Origin of the sequence: Marinobacter sp. LM1, assembly GCF_042763285.1 — a bacterium.
GTDB lineage: Bacteria > Pseudomonadota > Gammaproteobacteria > Pseudomonadales > Oleiphilaceae > Marinobacter > Marinobacter nauticus.
The window spans coordinates 3,955,249-3,970,476 of sequence record NZ_CP114373.1 but is presented as its reverse complement, the minus strand read 5'-3'; the positions used below and the strand labels follow the sequence as shown (position 1 = coordinate 3,970,476).

The following is a 15,228-nucleotide window of genomic DNA, read 5'->3' as shown; positions in this document are numbered from 1 at the left end:
GGAGTACAACATGAGTTCATCTGTCGAGAGCCGTCAGGCGCGGATGATTGAAGAGTTGCGGGTGTTCATCAAAAAAGTGATGAGCGATCCGACGATTGCCGTGAAGTCCATGGAGATTGCCCGCAAGTACAAGGGCGAGGCCAATGCCGATGAGCTGATGGCTCGTGAGATCAGTGCCAATACCACGATCCGGATTCCGGAGAGCTGGAGTGAGGCCGACAAGATGTTTCTGGAGATCCTGCACGAGGTGCTGGATGACGAAGAGGCGCTTTATTGATTAATCCCCGGTATTGAACGACGAACTCTGAGCAAGGGGATGGGGAGCTTCTCCCAAAACCTTGCGGAGCCATGGATGGCGGAGCAGAGCGTACAGGGATGTATTCACAGCGTGTTTTGGGAGAAGCTCCCCATCCCCTTGTGGGGCCCCGACTGGCTCCGCAAGGTTTTGGAAAGACTTCCCGCGCCCCTAGCCATCAGATGATGGTGCAGTATTCCGGCTAACTCAGGCCTGCCTGGCTTCTTTCTGGTTCTGCTTCAAAACCGCCGCAGCCATCTGGTGCAGGATGGCCATTTCATCGGCAATCCCATCATCCTTCGACAGTTCCCTCTGCTCCCTGAGAATATCTTCCAGAATATCCGGCGTTGTTAACGGGTTGGCCAGAACCACCCGGAACACAATGCACGGGAAGTGATAGTAACGGGCTGGCTCCAGTCGGGTTCGGGAGACGAATGCTTTGCCGCGTTCCCGTTGGGTTTTCTGGATGAACTTGGTGATGCGGTTCAGGCAGGTGTTCATCTTTTCTGCCTGCAGCTCATCGGCCATGGCCAGTGCCTGGCGTACATCTTCCGGGCAATAGCGGTAGGTCAGGATGTTCAGTTCCGGGCGGGTGACCAGTTCAAAATCCGGTTGTTCATCGATCATGTTGGCAAAGGTTTTGGCTTTGTCGATGCCCTGATCGATGAGAATTTCGTAGCCTTCTCTTGCGAGGATTTTCAGGCCTGAGTGGATCAGCATGGCCATGCCCGGGCGGGAGCCTTCCAGGGTGGTGCTGCCGAGGTCCCGGGAACCCTTCCGGATGATGTACTGGGCGTGGTGTTCTACCGCGCTGGCGAGGCCGGGGTCTTTGAAGACCACCAGGCCGGCGCCCATGGGTACGTAAAGCTGTTTGTGGGCGTCGAAGGTGACCGAGTCGGCTTTCTCGATGCCGCGCAGCAGGTGTTTGTGGGTGCGGGAGAACAGGGTTGGCCCGCCCCAGGCGGCGTCGACGTGGAAGTGGGCGCCGAATTCCCGGGCGATATCGGCCATGGCATCCAGCGGGTCGACGTTGCCGGTTTCGGTGGTGCCGGCCACGCCGCAGATGGCCATGATCTTGATCTTCTGCTTCTGCAGCTCCAGACATTTGTCGCGCAGGGCGTCGGTCTGGATGCGGTTGAATTCGTCGGTTTCCACCGGCACCAAGGCATCCCGGCCAAGGCCGAGGACATCGGCGGCTTTGCGCAGGGAATAGTGGCCGCGTTTGGAGACGACGATGGCGGCGCCTTCATGGCCGTAGTATTTCAGGGCGCGGAACAGGCCTTCTTCGTGCAGACCGCGGAAGCTGCCTTCAGCGGGGAAGGCTCGGTTGCGAGCCACCCACAGGGCGGTGAGGTTGGCGACCGTGCCGCCGGAACACATGGCGCCCAGGGCGTGCCGGGGATCGTGCATCCATTTACGATAGAAAGAACCGTCTTCCTGGTACACCAGCCGGTGTATCTGACCCAGTACCTGGCGTTCCATGGGCGTGAACGCCTTGGAGGTTTCGGTTTTCACCAGGTTCTGGTTCAGGGCGATCATGATCTTCGACAGCGGCAGCATGAAGTAGGGCAGTGCCGAGGTCATGTGGCCGATGAACGCGGGTGACGCGGTATGAACGGAGTTGGCCACCAGTTTGTCGAGCAGGAACTGGGTCTGCTCGGAGACAAAAACGGGCTTCTCCGGGATGACGTAGTCGGAGAAGTCTTTCTCGACTTCGGACAGGTCCCGTTCGATGGCGACGATGTGCTCCTGGAGGAATCCGGCCAGGTTACGGGAGATGTCCTGGTCGATCCGGCTCAGGGTCGACTCCGGCGCTTCGGGCACCGTGAACACGCGATACATTGCCTCTAATGAGGCCTGGGCGGATTTTTTCTTTCCGGTCATAGCACCACACACATTCAGTGGTATCCGATGGGTTGGTTCCGGAAACCCGTCGGATGGAGCCGGGCGTGGCCCGGTTGCGAAAATGTCTGCCAGCCGCCAAGCGGGGCATTGGTTCCCTGAGGCTGCGTAGTATAAGACCTGTCAGGCAATGACGCCATGCCTGGCGGGCCACTGGTCCGGGTTAGAGGATTTCCCGGTGCACATCCAGGATGGCGGCGTCGATGCGGTCCTCGATGTCTTTTTCGACCTGGTCAAGGCGCTGGGTGATCTGCTGGGCGCTGGCGCCCAGGGCGGCGATGGTCCAGGTGGCACAGTCGAGGGCTTCCTGGTCGGCGGTTTCGGCGACGGCGAGGTCGGGTTCTTTGCCCCAGATGGCTTTCATGGCGGTGAAGGCTTTGCGTTTGGCTTTGAGGTCTTCGCAGCCGTAGAGCTGGAAGTGCAGGGTGAGGACGCCTACGTGGGGGGTAATATCCTGGTGCTGTTGTGGGGTTTTGCCTTCTTTCAGCAGTTTTCTAAGGGCGTCCGACATCGTGGCCTTAACCTTGGAGTTGGAACATGCGGGGGATGCCTTTCCAAAACACGCTGTGAATACTTCCCTGTACGCTCTGTTCCGCCATCCATGGCTCCACAAGGTTTTGGAAAGGCATCCCCCGCATGTTCATGAACCTTATAGGGGGAGTCCGGTTTGCATAACCGTTTTGCCTCCGTGAATGTCTTTAGCCTACTACAGGCGTCCCCCGTTTGATAATCGCTGCCGGGTTGGTGCCGGAGGGCAGGTTGCCGTAGTTCATGCCGCCGCTGCTTTGCAGGCGGGAGGCGCAGAAGGCATCGGCGACGTGTTTGTCGCCAAAGCGCAGTAACAATGAGCCTTGCATGGTCAGGGCCATGCGGTCGACCAGGTTGCGGGCGCGGTACTGGAAGTCGCTGATGTCGGCGAAGTCGTGTTGCAGTTGCGCCAGGTACTGGTCGAAGCGGCTGTCGGTGCCTTTGGCTTCGGCGGCTTCTTTGAAGAAGGCGTCGAGGGTTTCCGGTTCTTTCTGCAGGGCGCGGAGGGTGTCCAGGCACTGGACGTTGCCGCTGCCTTCCCAGATGGCGTTAACCGGGGATTCCCGGAACAGCCGGGGCATGATGCAGTCTTCCATCACGCCGCTGCCGCCGATGCATTCCATGGCTTCGTAGGCGTGATTGGGGGTGCGTTTGCAGATCCAGTATTTGCCGACGGGGGTGGCCAGGCGGGCCAGCAGGCGTTCGTGTTCGTTGTTCTGGTTGTCCATGGCCCGTGCTACGCGCATGGTGTAGGCGAGGGCGGCTTCGTTTTCGATAATCAGATCGGCCAGGACATTCTGCATCAGCGGCTGGTCGCTGAGGGTGGCGCCGAAGGCGCTGCGGTTGTGGCAGTGGTGCGTCGCCTGGGCCACGGCCTGGCGCATGCCGGCGGCGCTGCCAATCATGCAGTCGAAGCGGGTCATGGCGACCATTTCGATGATGGTTCTGACGCCGCGGCCTTCCTCGCCCACCATCCATGCCAGTGCACCGCGGATTTCCACTTCGCTGGAGGCGTTGGCAACGTTACCCATTTTGTTCTTGAGTTGCTGTACCTGCCAGGGGTTCTTGCTGCCATCCGGGCGCCATCTGGGCATCAGGAAGCAGGACAGGCCATTGGTGGTCTGGGCCAGTACCAGGAAGGCGTCGCACATGGGGGCGGAAACGAACCATTTGTGGCCGACCAGTTCGTAGGCCTGTCCGGGACCTTCCTGGCCTGTCGGGTAGGCCACGGTGGTGTTGGCGCGCACGTCGCTGCCACCCTGTTTTTCGGTCATGGCCATGCCGATGGTGACGGAGGTTTTGTCGCCGTCCGGCACGTTGCGGCTGTCGTATTCGTTGGCCAGGATTTTCGGGGCCCAGAGTTTGGCCAGGTCTGGCTGGTTCTGGATGGATGGGATGGCCGCGAAGGTCATGGTGACCGGGCAACAGTGAGCGGCTTCCACCTGGGAATGCAGGTAGTACTTGGCGGCCCGGGCCACGTGGGCGCCTTTGCCCGGGTTGGTCCAGGGGGAGCTGTGCAGGCCGTTTTCCAAGGCCACGCGCATGAGTTCGTGGTAGGCCGGGTGGAAGGTTACTTCGTCTACCCGGTGGCCGTAGCGGTCGTGGGTACGGAAGCTGGGTTTGTTGGCGTTCGCCAGGTTGCCCAGCTCGATGGTGTCGGCCTTGCCGGCCCAGGCGCCGAAGCGGCTGAGGTCTTCGCTGGCGTGGCCGGCGCCTTCTCGCAATACGGCTTCCCGGAGCGCGCTGTCCTGTTCGTAGAGGTTATAGTTTTCCAGCGGTCGGGGCTGGTTGATGACCTCGTGAGTGGCTGACAGATAGCGGCTGTCGGCGTTGGACTCGGTCTTGCGCTGCGGGCTGTTCATGGTTAGCTCCTGGTGCCGGTTAACCCCCGTAGGCAGAAGCAAACGATGGTGTCGACCAGCTCATCTTCGTTGTTGTCGTGTCCCGGTGGTGTTTCTGTCTGGGTCGGTGACAGCGGCCCCACCAGGGATTCCGAGATGGCGCCAACCAGGCAGGTGCTGGTAAGGCGGGCATCCTGATCCGGTATACAGCCCTCGGTTATGCCGCTCCGGATCGCTTGTTCAAACAGGTTGGCGTAGGCTTTGCGGTACACCAGTCGCTCTTCTTCGACTTTCGGGTCTACCGGCTCGGCAATCAGTGCCCAGGCTTTCATCGGGCCTTTCAGGGCCCGACGGGCGAACTGACGCAGAGCGTTGTCCAGGCGTTCAACCGCACTACCGCCTACCGCGAGTGCTTCGGCGACTTTGTCGACTTCACGTTGGGTGGCCAGGCGAAAGATTTCCGCAAACAGGTCTTCCCGTGACTCGAAGTGGCGGTAGATAGTGCCCGTGGCAACGCCGGCCAGCCCCGCGATGCGGGTAATGCGTGCGCTGCGGAAGCCGCCTTCGGATACGCACTCCCAGGTGCATTCAATGATCTTTTTCCGCGCTTCGGCTTTGCGCTGGCGCATTTTTTCAGTTTCGCGGTAGGCCATGCCGGCTCCTTGCAAGCATTGAATCAATATTCATTCTTTGTGTCAATTCTGTATGCCATTAAAGGGCTGTTATCTGATCTTTTAAAACAATGGGTTATCTACAATTACAAAAAATTACAAAAAAGTGGTTGTCAGGAAATAGCGTCGGTCGTGAAAGCAGATTATAAAGACGCCAAGACGGGCCGTCAGATGGCCGGCAGTCGAGACGGGGTGCGTCTTCCAGAGCATCTGGCCACCCGTAAAGCTGTTTTCGTTGATGGAGATAAGCCATGAGTGAATTCGACGAAAGCAATCTGGAGCAGTCCAGCAACTGGACCAGCGACAGCGACGATAACCATTCCATTGCCGGCCGTGCCCGAGTTCGGGCCCAGTTGCAGGCAGATATTGAGGCCTTCCTGCAAGGCGGCGGAAAGATACAGGAGGTGGACACCACCTTCCGTTCTGATACCCCGCGCAAGGTGGAGATCGGGTTCAACAACCGTTCCCTCTGATGGCGTTTCCTCGCCGGGCAGCGGCTTCCGTTGCCCCGGCAACTCTGTTTTTCTGTCATCTCTTTGTCATCTGTCAACGGCACACTCGGCTCAGGCCTGCAACGGGCGGCTTCTGGGGTGTATGATGTCATCACTTTCCAAGGCCATCCATGTTCAGGAGGTTATCCGTGTCGAAGCCGCGTCTTGCGCACTCCAGTCGAGCCTATCCGTTCACCCGTTTGCGTCGCAATCGTGCCAGTGATTTTTCCCGTCGTCTGGTTCGGGAGAACCAGTTGTCACCCGATAACCTGATTTTCCCGGTGTTTGTGCTTGAAGGCGAGAATCAGCGTGAATCCGTACCCTCCATGCCGGGTGTCGAGCGCCTTAGCGTCGATCTGCTGGTGGAGCAGGCGGCGGAACTGGTAGAGCTGGGTATTCCCGCCTTGGCGCTGTTCCCGGTGGTACCAGCGGAGAAAAAGAATCTGTCCGGCTCCGGCGCGTGGGATTCTGATGGCCTGGCCCAGCGGGCGGTTCGTGCCCTGAAAAAGGCGCATCCGGAGCTGGGGGTGATTACCGATGTGGCGCTGGATCCGTTCACCACCCATGGGCAGGACGGCATTATCGACAACGATGGCTATGTGCTGAACGATGTCACGGTTGAAGCGCTGGTCAATCAGGCACTGTCCCACGCCGATGCCGGTGCCGATGTGGTGGCACCCTCTGACATGATGGATGGTCGGGTGGCGGCCATTCGTGAGGCTCTGGAAGGGGCCGGCTATGTGAATACCCGGATTCTGGCCTACTCTGCCAAGTATGCGTCCAGTTATTACGGGCCGTTCCGGGATGCGGTCGGCTCGGCTGCCAACCTGGGCAAGGGAAACAAAGCGACCTATCAGATGGATCCGGCCAACAGTGATGAGGCCATTCATGAGGTGGCCATGGATCTGGCTGAAGGCGCCGATATGGTGATGATCAAGCCGGGCATGCCCTATCTGGATATCGTGCGCCGGGTGAAAACCGAACTGCAGGTGCCAACGTTTGTGTACCAGGTCAGTGGCGAATACGCCATGCATATGGCCGCAGCTCAGAACGGCTGGCTGGATGGCGATGCGGTGATGATGGAGAGCCTGATGGCCATGCGCCGGGCCGGTGCCGATGGCATTCTGACCTATTTCGCCGTGCGCGCCGCCAGGCTGATGCGGGAACGACAGCGATCATAACCGGGCAGCGGCTGGTGGCCGAAGCCCGCCTCAACGATGGATACAAAGAGCAATGACAAGCGAAACCGTGACAGAGACAGGCAGTGAACAGAGCGTCCCGGCGCCGGTAGATCTTCCACCCGTTGGTGAGGAATTGAATCTGGATGCGAGCGAAAACTACTTCAACCGCGAACTGAGCCAGTTGCAGTTCAATTACCGGGTGTTGAAGCAGGCGCTGGATACCACGCACCCTCTGATCAATCGTCTGATCTTCTGCTGCATTTTCAGCAGCAACATGGATGAGTTCTTTGAAATCCGGGTGGCGGGCCTGCGCCAGCAGATGAAGTATGGCCGTGAAACCGTGGGTGTCGACGGCATGCTGCCGGAACAGGTGCTGGCGGAGATCAGCCGCGTTGCCCACGACTATATCCACGAACAGTACGATATTCTCAATAATGTCCTGATTCCGGAGCTGGAGCAGGAGAACATCCACTTTGTCCGGCGCCGCGAGTGGACACCGGCCCAGGCCGAGTGGGTGCGCAATTACTTTGACGAGGAAATTCTGCCGGTGGTCAGCCCGATCGGGCTGGACCCATCACACCCGTTCCCCCGCCTGGTGAACAAGAGCCTGAACTTCATCGTTGAGCTGGACGGCAAGGATGCCTTTGGTCGTGAGACCGGGATGGCGATTGTGCCCGCGCCCCGCTCCCTGCCGCGCCTGGTGCGCTTGCCGGATGAGGTGTGCGAGGGTGGTGACAACCTGGTGTTTCTGTCGTCCATGATTCACGCCCATGCTGATGAGCTGTTTCCGGGTATGGAGGTGAAGGGCTGTTATCAGTTCCGGCTGACCCGGAACGCGGACCTTGAGCTTGAAGACGATCTGGAAGACCTGGCGTCGGCCCTGCGCGGCGAGCTGCTAAGCCGTCGGTTTGGCGATGGCGTTCGCCTTGAGGTGGCGGATAACTGCCCGGAAGAGCTGGTGCAGTTCCTGCTCCGGGAGTTCGGCCTGACCGAGCGGGATCTCTACCAGGTCCACGGCCCGGTAAACCTGACCCGCCTGATGGCGGTGGGTGGCCTGGTGGACCGGCCAGACCTGACCTATTCCAGCTTCTCGCCGTCGATTCCTCGCCAGATTCGTAGCAAGGAATCCATGTTCGATGCCATTCGCAAACGGCCCCTGCTGCTGTTACATCCCTATGAAAACTTCAGCCCGGTGGTGGACCTGCTGCGCCAGGCGGCCAAGGACCCTCAGGTGCTGGCCATTCGCCAGACGCTCTATCGCACCGGTGCCGACTCGGAAATTGTTGAGGCCCTGGCCGATGCCGCGCGTCGAGGCAAGGAAGTGACGGCGGTTATCGAACTGAGAGCCCGTTTCAGCGAGGCCGAGAACCTGGAGTTGGCCAGTCGGCTGCAGGAAGCCGGCGTGATCGTGGTTTACGGTGTGGTCGGGTACAAAACCCACGCCAAGATGATCCTGATTGTCCGCCGGGAAGAAGGCCGCCTGCGGCGCTACGTGCATCTGGGCACCGGTAATTACCATGCCGGGAACGCACGCCTGTACACCGACTACAGTTTCATGACCTGTGACGAGTCCATAGGCGACGACGTCAACAAGCTGTTCCAGCAGTTGACCGGCATGGGCAAGGCGTTGAAGATCAAAAAGCTGTTTCATGCGCCGTTTACCTTACACAACCGTCTGATCAGTCTGATCGAACGAGAGGCCAGCTATGGTGAGCAGGGGCGGATTATCTTCAAGTTCAATGCCCTGACCGAGCAGCAGATGATCAAGGCCCTGTATCGGGCCTCCCAGGCCGGGGTCAAGATTGATCTGGTCATCCGTGGCATCTGCTGCCTGCGTCCGGAAGTGCCGGGACTCTCGGACAATATCCGGGTGCGCTCGGTGATCGGCCGCTTCCTGGAGCACACGCGGGTGTACTATTTTGGTAATAGTGGCCGGCCCGAGGTGTATTGTTCCAGTGCTGATGGCATGGAGCGCAATCTTCTGCACCGGGTCGAAACCGCGTTCCCGGTTGAGGAGCCCGCGCTGATTGCACGCCTGCGGGAAGATCTGGATACCTATCTGGCGGACAATTGCCAGGCCTGGGTGTTGCAGCCCGATGGCAGTTACATTCAGAATCAGCCCGGGGAAGGCGAAGAGCGACTGGCATCACAGCTGGTCCTGCTGGAGCGTCTGACCGGCAAACCCAACTGAGGCCGGTGGGCCGGCACCGAAATAATCACAGGACGGATACCTTGAAACTGAAAAAATGGACGCTGGCCGGTCTGGCCGTACTGCTGGTGGCTGGCGGTGCTCCCTGGGGTGTGGGCTATGTCACCGAGCAGCACTGGCGTGAAGCAACACTGGAAGTAAACCGGGCCCAGCCCTTTCTGAATCTTGAGACCGAGCAGTATCGTCGTGGTGTGCTTGGTTCCGAGGTATCCGCTACCGTGACCCTGAGAGATCCTGAGACCGGTGATTCTCACACCATAGCCATCGAAATCCAGGTGTCCCATGGCGTCACCGGCAGCCTGATGGATTTTCGCCCGCGCCAGGGGTGGCAGCCAGAGGGTGCTGACTGGTTTCCGGACGATGAGCCCAGTCTGACGCTGGAAACCCGGCTCTGGGGCAGCGCCACGCTTGAGCTGACAGCACCGGTGATGGACATTGATAACCCGGAGCGGGAAACCTCCCTCAAGAGCAGTGGCGGTCTGGTGCGGATTGATGTTGGGCGTCTTGGTGAAGCGGCAGACTTGCTGGTGGTCTGGCCGGCTATCCGCCTCAGCAATCCGGAAATGGATGTGACGATCGATAACGTCCATATGGAGCAGAGCATGGAATGGCTGGTGGGGGATATCTGGACCGGCGCTGGCGTGATGACCGTGGATAACCTGACCTTGCAGGGGGCTCAGGCTCCCGCAATGACCTTGGCCGGGATGTCGCTTGAAAGCGCCAGTGATGCCCGCCAGAACGGCGAGCGCCTGGACTCGCAGGTTACCCTGTCGCTGGAATCGGCTGCTCTGGCGGATCAGGCCTTTGGGCCGCATCGGTTGGAGGTGGCGCTGGAGAACCTGGATGTGGCCAGCTGGAATGACTTCAGTGGCGCCATGGCGGATATGCAGGCACTGGCTTTGACCGCCGGAGACGACCCGAGGGCCGCGTTTGAACAACAGATGGCGGTGATGCAGCGTTTTAACGAAGCCCTCCGCAGTCTTGCTGCCGAAGGCTTTTCCATGGGGATCCGGGAGCTCAGTCTGGCAACGCCTGAAGGGGAAGTTACCGGCTCACTGGACATCAGCCATCCGGAGCTCTCCGATCAACAGCGTGACAACATGTTGATGGTCATGCAGGCGCTGACCGGGAGTGTGAATTTCAGCATGCCGGTTGCCCTTGCGGAAGACTATCCCGCCGTGCGTATGCAGGTGGCGCCATTGATCAAACAGGGCCTGCTGGTTCAGAACGGTGAGCGCCTGGTAATGGATGGCCGGATGGAGGATCTGGTACTCACCGTAAACGACGTGGAAATCCCCCTGCCTCCGCTGCTCTGAATCTCAACGACCCGCCAGCTGCTGGTACTTCGCCATCAGCTGCGCTTCGGTGATCATCAACGCCCGTCGGATTTTCCTCAGGATTCGCTGAACTTCTGTTGCAGGGCTTCTGCCACAGCCGGGTCTACAAACTCGGAAATGTCCCCGCCCAGCGAGGCAATTTCGCGAATCAGGGTGGAGGAGATGTAAGAGAGGTGGTTGGCGGGCGTCAGGAACACGCTCTCAACTTCCGGCGCCAGTCGGCGGTTCATGTCGGCAAGCTGGAATTCATATTCAAAGTCAGAAACCGCGCGCAGTCCCCGCAGGATAACGGAGGCGTTTTGCTCGCGCACGAAGTCGGCGAGCAGGTTGCTGAAACCGGTGACGCTGACGTTGGGGAGGTGTGCGGTGGCCTTGCGGACCAGTTCGCAGCGTTCTTCAAGATTGAGAAGTGGCTGCTTTTTCGGGTTGTAGGCGACGGCGACGACAATTTCATCGAACATGCGGCCGGCCCGTTCGATGAGGTCGGTGTGGCCGTTGGTGATGGGGTCGAAGGTGCCGGGATAGATGACTTTGGGCATGCACAGCTCCTTTTGTTGGTGAGCCGTAGGATAGCAGGAACCGTTTACATGCTGTAGTCCGCGTGGTGTACCGGGCCTTTTGCGAATGGTGCCTTGTTTAGGTGCTGGCGCCGGTCGGGGGTGGCCTCCCGGGAGACGCTACGAGCACTTCCCTGTGAGCTTCTTTCGGGCCGTCCATGGCCCTCAAGACTCCCGGGAGGCCACCCCCGACCAACGCTACTCAACTGAGTGCAGGTCTCCCCGGAATCTCTGGGAGTTTTCCGCGTTTTCATCTTATTGCAGGAGCGAAGGCTAGCCTTGCTTTCTTAGCTTCTGCGCCAACCGGTTGCTGTTTCTCGCCGCCAGTGCATACACCGACAACTGCGGGTTGGCGCCGATACTGGTGGGGAAGATGGAGGCATCGTGGATGTTCAGGTTGGCGATGTGGTGATGCTCACCGAAACTGTTCACTACCGAGGTTTTCGGGTCAGTGCCCATGCTGCAGCCGCCCATCTGGTGCGCGGTGAACAGGCGGGCGCGGTGGGGTTTCATGGGCAGGTTGTTGATGGCGTCTCTGGCCTGGTTCCAGCTGGTGTACCAGTCAGAGTCCAGGTGCATGGCCTGGACGGCTTCGGCGCCGGCGGCGAACTGGATTTCGGCCATGGTGAGGTAGGCCTTGCGCAAGCCTTGCCAGAGATAGTCGGTAATCGGGTAGTCCAGTACCGGGCTGCCGTCGTCTCTGAGTGATACTGTGCCGCCGGGGCTGTCCGGGTGGAAGCCGTCGCGCAGCAGGGCGATGACTGATTGCATCCAGGGCAGCTGGCCCAGGTTGTCTCGCTGTGGCTGGCCGTGGCCGGGTACCACGCCTGCTGCCATGGCCGGGTGCAGGGGCGGTACTTCCAGTTTGTAGCCTGCCGGGCCGTCGGTGCCTGCCTTGAAGTTGAACTCGTCCGAGTAGATGGACTGGGGAGCGCCGTAGAACGGGTCGATTTTCGCCGGCATCCGGGCGACGGTGGCGTTGACCGGATGGATGAACGATCGCTTGCCCACGCGCTGGTAAGGGTCGGGCAACTGCGAGCGAAGCAGCAGGCCGGGGGAGCCAATGGCGCTGGCGGCGACCACGAATTGTCGGGCTTTCAGGGTGACCATAATGCCGGATGGGCTGACGCCATCCGGGCCCATGGCGGAGGCGAGCAGGTGGTCGATCCGGTCCTGACTCATCACCAGGCGTTCTGCCCGCAGACCGTGGAAGAGCTGTGCTTTGTGATCCAGTGCGCCCGGGATGGTGGTGAGTAGTGCCCCCTGTTTGGCGTTGGTGGGGCAGCCTACGCCGCAGTAACCGCTGTTCCAGCAGCCTTTGACGTTTCTTGGGATTACCTGCCAGGAGTAGCCGAGTTTTTCGCAGCCCTGGCGCAGGATGTCGTTGTTCAGGTTGGGTGGGGTTTCCCAGGGCGCCATGTTGTGGCGCTGCTCACGGCCCTCAAACCATGGGGCCATGGCGTCCGGTGCCAGTCCTTCGAGCCCGAGCTCCTGGCTCCAGTAGGTGAGCGTTTCGTCCGGGGTGCGGAAGCTGCTGGTCCAGTTTACCGTGGTGGAGCCGCCGACACAGCGGCCCTGCAAAATCGCGATGGCGCCATCGGCGGTGACCCGGCTCATGCCTTCCTGGTACAGATTGGCGTAGGACGTCAGTTCGTCCATCTTGAAGTCTTTCTGATAATACAGTCGACCCTCCTCCACCAGAATAACCGACAGCCCCTGACGGGCCAGGATCTCCGCGGTTGTGCCGCCCCCGGCACCGGTGCCGATAACCACAACATCCGCCTCTACCGTGCGGTTTTCGCTCAGTTTGCTGGCGTCGGTCACATTCCAGCCGGCAGCCAGTCCCCGGGCAATGGGATCGTTCATGGACATACTTCGCTCCTTAATACGATGGGTATCCGGGGTTTATCAAGCGGCAGGATTGAACTGTGGCAAGGCATCCACCATCCAGGCGGGAGGCCCCGGGTAACCAGACAGGTGCCAGTGGTCTTCATGCCCATAGAAGGCGACGTTGCTGATCTTGGTCAGGGCAATGTAGCCGTTATTCAAAAGTCCGATCCGACTGTCGCGCCAGCGCCGCAGAAACGCGTCGGCATCGGCGGTACTGACCGAGGGCCAGTCTGACCATACCCGCGCCAGGGCGATCCGGGTGGGGGCAAAGTTAAGCAGATCAAAGAGCTTGCGCAGCTCCTGCTGATTCGCCGGGCCGAACTTCACAATGCCCTGGTCGATCCGTTCAATCGTTCCGGCAATGGCAAAGCGACGCTGGTTGGGTTCCTCCGGCAGAGCTCCGGCAAACATGGCGGGCAACAGGGCCTCGAACAGGGCGATGTCATCCCGGCTCAGAAACTGGAACTGGTAGCGGGCGTCCATGCGGCTGTCGACCGCACTGACCCGGCCTGCGGGGGCCGTAGCACAGCCGGTTAGCCCGGCAGAGAGGCTGACGGTGCTCAGGAACACCGCGCCCCCTAAACCGGTTTTGAGGAAACTGCGGCGGTCCAGAGAGGATGCGTTGGGCGAGCTGTCTGTCGAAACTGGGTCTGTCATCTGATTGTTGGCCGTTTTGTTATCTTTATTTTGCGCGTTGCGAAACGTTTGATCGCCGGTGGGAGGGAGGTCTTTCCGGGACTGTGCAAAACAGGGATGTTTTGCTCAAGCCTACAGGGAAGTATTTACGGCGTGTCCCGGAAAGACCTCCCTCCCGCCGGCCTGCACCCAGTCCGAAGGCTGGGGCTGGAGAGAAGTGGTGTTCTCTGATTAACGAATAAACAGCTTATACACCAACCGATGCGCCGCCGTACCATGGGGCGCATACACGTATTTGCCGCTGTTGAACTTCTGCTTGGTGAAAATCGCCCGGTGATGGGAGAAGGTCAGGAAGCCTTCCTTGCCGTGATAGTGCCCCATACCGGAATCACCAATCCCGCCGAACGGCAGGTCGTCCTGGGCCACGTGCATCAGGGCATCATTGATGCACATGCCGCCGGAATGGGTGTTGTCCACCACATGCTGCTGGTGGGACTTGTCATAGCCAAAGAAATACAGCGCCAGCGGCCGTGGCCGGTCATTGATGTAATGGATTGCCTCGTCCAGACTGCCGTAACTGATGACCGGCAGGATCGGGCCGAAAATCTCGTCCTGCATCACCTTCATGTCCGGCGTGGTCTTCAGCACCAGCGTCAACGGAATCTTCCGGGTACCGTCCTTCATGTTCTCGTTGGCGGGATTGATCTCCACCAGTTCAGCCCCCTTGGCCCTGGCATCTTCCAGATAGCCCTGCAAACGATTGTACTGGCGCTCATTGATGATGGCCGTGTAGTCGTCGTTATCCCGCAGGCTCGGGTACATCTCGGCGAACCGCGCCCGGAATTCATCCACGAACGCCTGCACCCGGTCGGCAGGGCAGAGCACATAGTCCGGTGCCACGCAGGTCTGGCCAGCATTGAAGGCTTTGCCGAAGGCGATACGCTGGGCCGCATCTTCCATCGGCACATCCGGCGAAACAATGGCCGGGGATTTGCCGCCGAGCTCAAGGGTTACCGGGGTCAGATTTTCGGCTGCCGCGCGCATCACCAGCTTGCCCACCGAAGTAGAACCGGTAAACAGCAGGTGATCGAAAGGCCGTTGGGAGAAATCGGCCGCCACATCGGCCTCGCCAGTGATCACCGACACCAGATCCTCCGGGAACATCGACTCGATGATCTCCTTGAACAGGGCCGACGTGTGCGGAGTGAATTCCGACATCTTGATCATGGTGCGGTTGCCAGCCGCCAGGGAAGCGACCAGTGGACCGACCGCCAGATACAGAGGGTAATTCCAGGGCACGATGACGCCTACAACCCCTTTGGGCTGGTAGTAAACCTTGTTGCTGGCGGGCTGGAACAGAACCGAAACATGGCGTTTGGAGGGCTTCATCCAGTCGCCAAGATTCTTCAGCGTGTAATTGATGCCCTGAATAGACGGCATGACTTCGGCGATCAGGGATTCGTCTTTGGAGCGACAGCTGAAATCCCGATCGATGGCCTCGACCAGGCGATCCTGATGGGCCAGTAGCGCCCGTTTCAGACGCTTGAGGTTCTCTTTGCGCTCGGTCAGGGACGGCATCGGGTTGTTGCGGAACGCCTTCTTCTGGTCCTCAAAGACGTGATGCGTATGCTGGATCTGCTTCTTGCTCTCGGTGAGCTGGACGACGGTGGCACCCATGGTTTTCTCCCCC

At 59.8% G+C, this 15,228-nt stretch carries 14 protein-coding genes; 6 read left to right on the top strand and 8 right to left on the bottom strand.

All coding sequences use genetic code 11. The features are described 5' to 3' along the window. Positions 1–10 precede the first annotated feature (10 nt). Positions 11–277: a hypothetical protein gene (locus OZ656_RS18610; RefSeq protein ID WP_031210303.1), complete on the top strand. Its 267-nt coding sequence runs from the start codon at positions 11–13 to the stop codon at positions 275–277. A 225-nt stretch (positions 278–502) separates the two neighbouring features. Here OZ656_RS18610 and panP read toward each other — a convergent pair whose 3' ends face one another. The 4 genes from panP to OZ656_RS18590 form a co-directional block, all read right to left on the bottom strand. Beyond that, the gene (gene panP / locus OZ656_RS18605; RefSeq protein WP_278351035.1) at positions 503–2,179 is read right to left on the bottom strand and encodes a pyridoxal-dependent aspartate 1-decarboxylase PanP; all 1,677 of its coding nucleotides are present in this window, start codon (positions 2,177–2,179) and stop codon (positions 503–505) included. A gap of 181 nt (positions 2,180–2,360) precedes the next feature. Further along, a complete protein-coding gene (locus OZ656_RS18600; RefSeq protein ID WP_199452934.1) occupies positions 2,361–2,708 on the bottom strand; it encodes a DUF503 domain-containing protein in 348 nt (115 codons plus the stop codon). Positions 2,709–2,895: 187 nt separating this feature from the next. Further along, positions 2,896–4,587: an isovaleryl-CoA dehydrogenase gene (locus tag OZ656_RS18595; RefSeq protein WP_278351036.1), complete on the bottom strand. Its 1,692-nt coding sequence runs from the start codon at positions 4,585–4,587 to the stop codon at positions 2,896–2,898. 2 nt (positions 4,588–4,589) lie between these two features. Then, a complete protein-coding gene (locus OZ656_RS18590) occupies positions 4,590–5,219 on the bottom strand; it encodes a TetR/AcrR family transcriptional regulator (protein WP_023009492.1) in 630 nt (209 codons plus the stop codon). Between the two features lie 9 nt (positions 5,220–5,228). On the opposite strand from OZ656_RS18590, the gene OZ656_RS18585 reads away from it, so the two are divergent. From OZ656_RS18585 to OZ656_RS18565, 5 genes are all read left to right on the top strand, one after another. Beyond that, complete coding sequence (locus tag OZ656_RS18585) at positions 5,229–5,492, top strand: hypothetical protein (RefSeq protein WP_153740243.1); 264 nt, start codon at positions 5,229–5,231, stop codon at positions 5,490–5,492. Continuing rightward, positions 5,489–5,710 (top strand): hypothetical protein, encoded by a 222-nt coding sequence (locus tag OZ656_RS18580; protein ID WP_011786988.1) that lies wholly within the window; start codon positions 5,489–5,491, stop codon positions 5,708–5,710. The genes OZ656_RS18585 and OZ656_RS18580 overlap by 4 nt, the downstream gene beginning before the upstream one ends. Positions 5,711–5,859: 149 nt before the next feature. Next, entirely contained in the window at positions 5,860–6,909 is a 1,050-nt protein-coding gene (hemB, locus tag OZ656_RS18575; protein ID WP_141067385.1) for a porphobilinogen synthase, read from the top strand. A 52-nt stretch (positions 6,910–6,961) separates the two neighbouring features. Then, positions 6,962–9,100, top strand: coding sequence for a polyphosphate kinase 1 (gene ppk1 / locus OZ656_RS18570; protein WP_278351037.1), 2,139 nt, complete (start codon positions 6,962–6,964; stop codon positions 9,098–9,100). 41 nt (positions 9,101–9,141) lie between these two features. Continuing rightward, positions 9,142–10,434 carry a DUF945 family protein gene (locus OZ656_RS18565; RefSeq protein WP_278351038.1) on the top strand — a complete coding sequence of 431 codons (1,293 nt, stop codon included), beginning with the start codon at positions 9,142–9,144 and terminating at the stop codon, positions 10,432–10,434. Between the two features lie 77 nt (positions 10,435–10,511). On the opposite strand, the gene coaD is transcribed toward OZ656_RS18565, so the two are convergent. From coaD to OZ656_RS18545, 4 genes are all read right to left on the bottom strand, one after another. Beyond that, positions 10,512–10,994, bottom strand: coding sequence for a pantetheine-phosphate adenylyltransferase (gene coaD / locus OZ656_RS18560; RefSeq protein ID WP_014422845.1), 483 nt, complete (start codon positions 10,992–10,994; stop codon positions 10,512–10,514). A 291-nt stretch (positions 10,995–11,285) separates the two neighbouring features. Beyond that, positions 11,286–12,884, bottom strand: a complete 1,599-nt coding sequence (locus tag OZ656_RS18555; protein ID WP_278351039.1) for a GMC family oxidoreductase — start codon at positions 12,882–12,884, stop codon at positions 11,286–11,288. A 36-nt stretch (positions 12,885–12,920) separates the two neighbouring features. Further along, positions 12,921–13,559 (bottom strand): hypothetical protein, encoded by a 639-nt coding sequence (locus tag OZ656_RS18550; protein ID WP_273031802.1) that lies wholly within the window; start codon positions 13,557–13,559, stop codon positions 12,921–12,923. A gap of 210 nt (positions 13,560–13,769) precedes the next feature. Then, positions 13,770–15,215, bottom strand: coding sequence for a coniferyl aldehyde dehydrogenase (locus OZ656_RS18545; protein ID WP_278351041.1), 1,446 nt, complete (start codon positions 15,213–15,215; stop codon positions 13,770–13,772). Positions 15,216–15,228: the final 13 nt, after the last annotated feature.

Coding starts and splice junctions, on each gene's coding strand:
- OZ656_RS18590 (WP_023009492.1), bottom strand. CDS start 5,219: ATGGCCTACCGCGAAACTGAAAAAATGCGCCAGCGCAAAGCCGAAGCG.
- OZ656_RS18550 (WP_273031802.1), bottom strand. CDS start 13,559: ATGACAGACCCAGTTTCGACAGACAGCTCGCCCAACGCATCCTCTCTG.
- ppk1 (WP_278351037.1), top strand. CDS start 6,962: ATGACAAGCGAAACCGTGACAGAGACAGGCAGTGAACAGAGCGTCCCG.
- panP (WP_278351035.1), bottom strand. CDS start 2,179: ATGACCGGAAAGAAAAAATCCGCCCAGGCCTCATTAGAGGCAATGTAT.
- OZ656_RS18610 (WP_031210303.1), top strand. CDS start 11: ATGAGTTCATCTGTCGAGAGCCGTCAGGCGCGGATGATTGAAGAGTTG.
- OZ656_RS18580 (WP_011786988.1), top strand. CDS start 5,489: ATGAGTGAATTCGACGAAAGCAATCTGGAGCAGTCCAGCAACTGGACC.
- OZ656_RS18600 (WP_199452934.1), bottom strand. CDS start 2,708: ATGTCGGACGCCCTTAGAAAACTGCTGAAAGAAGGCAAAACCCCACAA.
- OZ656_RS18595 (WP_278351036.1), bottom strand. CDS start 4,587: ATGAACAGCCCGCAGCGCAAGACCGAGTCCAACGCCGACAGCCGCTAT.
- hemB (WP_141067385.1), top strand. CDS start 5,860: ATGTTCAGGAGGTTATCCGTGTCGAAGCCGCGTCTTGCGCACTCCAGT.
- OZ656_RS18545 (WP_278351041.1), bottom strand. CDS start 15,215: ATGGGTGCCACCGTCGTCCAGCTCACCGAGAGCAAGAAGCAGATCCAG.
- OZ656_RS18555 (WP_278351039.1), bottom strand. CDS start 12,884: ATGTCCATGAACGATCCCATTGCCCGGGGACTGGCTGCCGGCTGGAAT.
- coaD (WP_014422845.1), bottom strand. CDS start 10,994: ATGCCCAAAGTCATCTATCCCGGCACCTTCGACCCCATCACCAACGGC.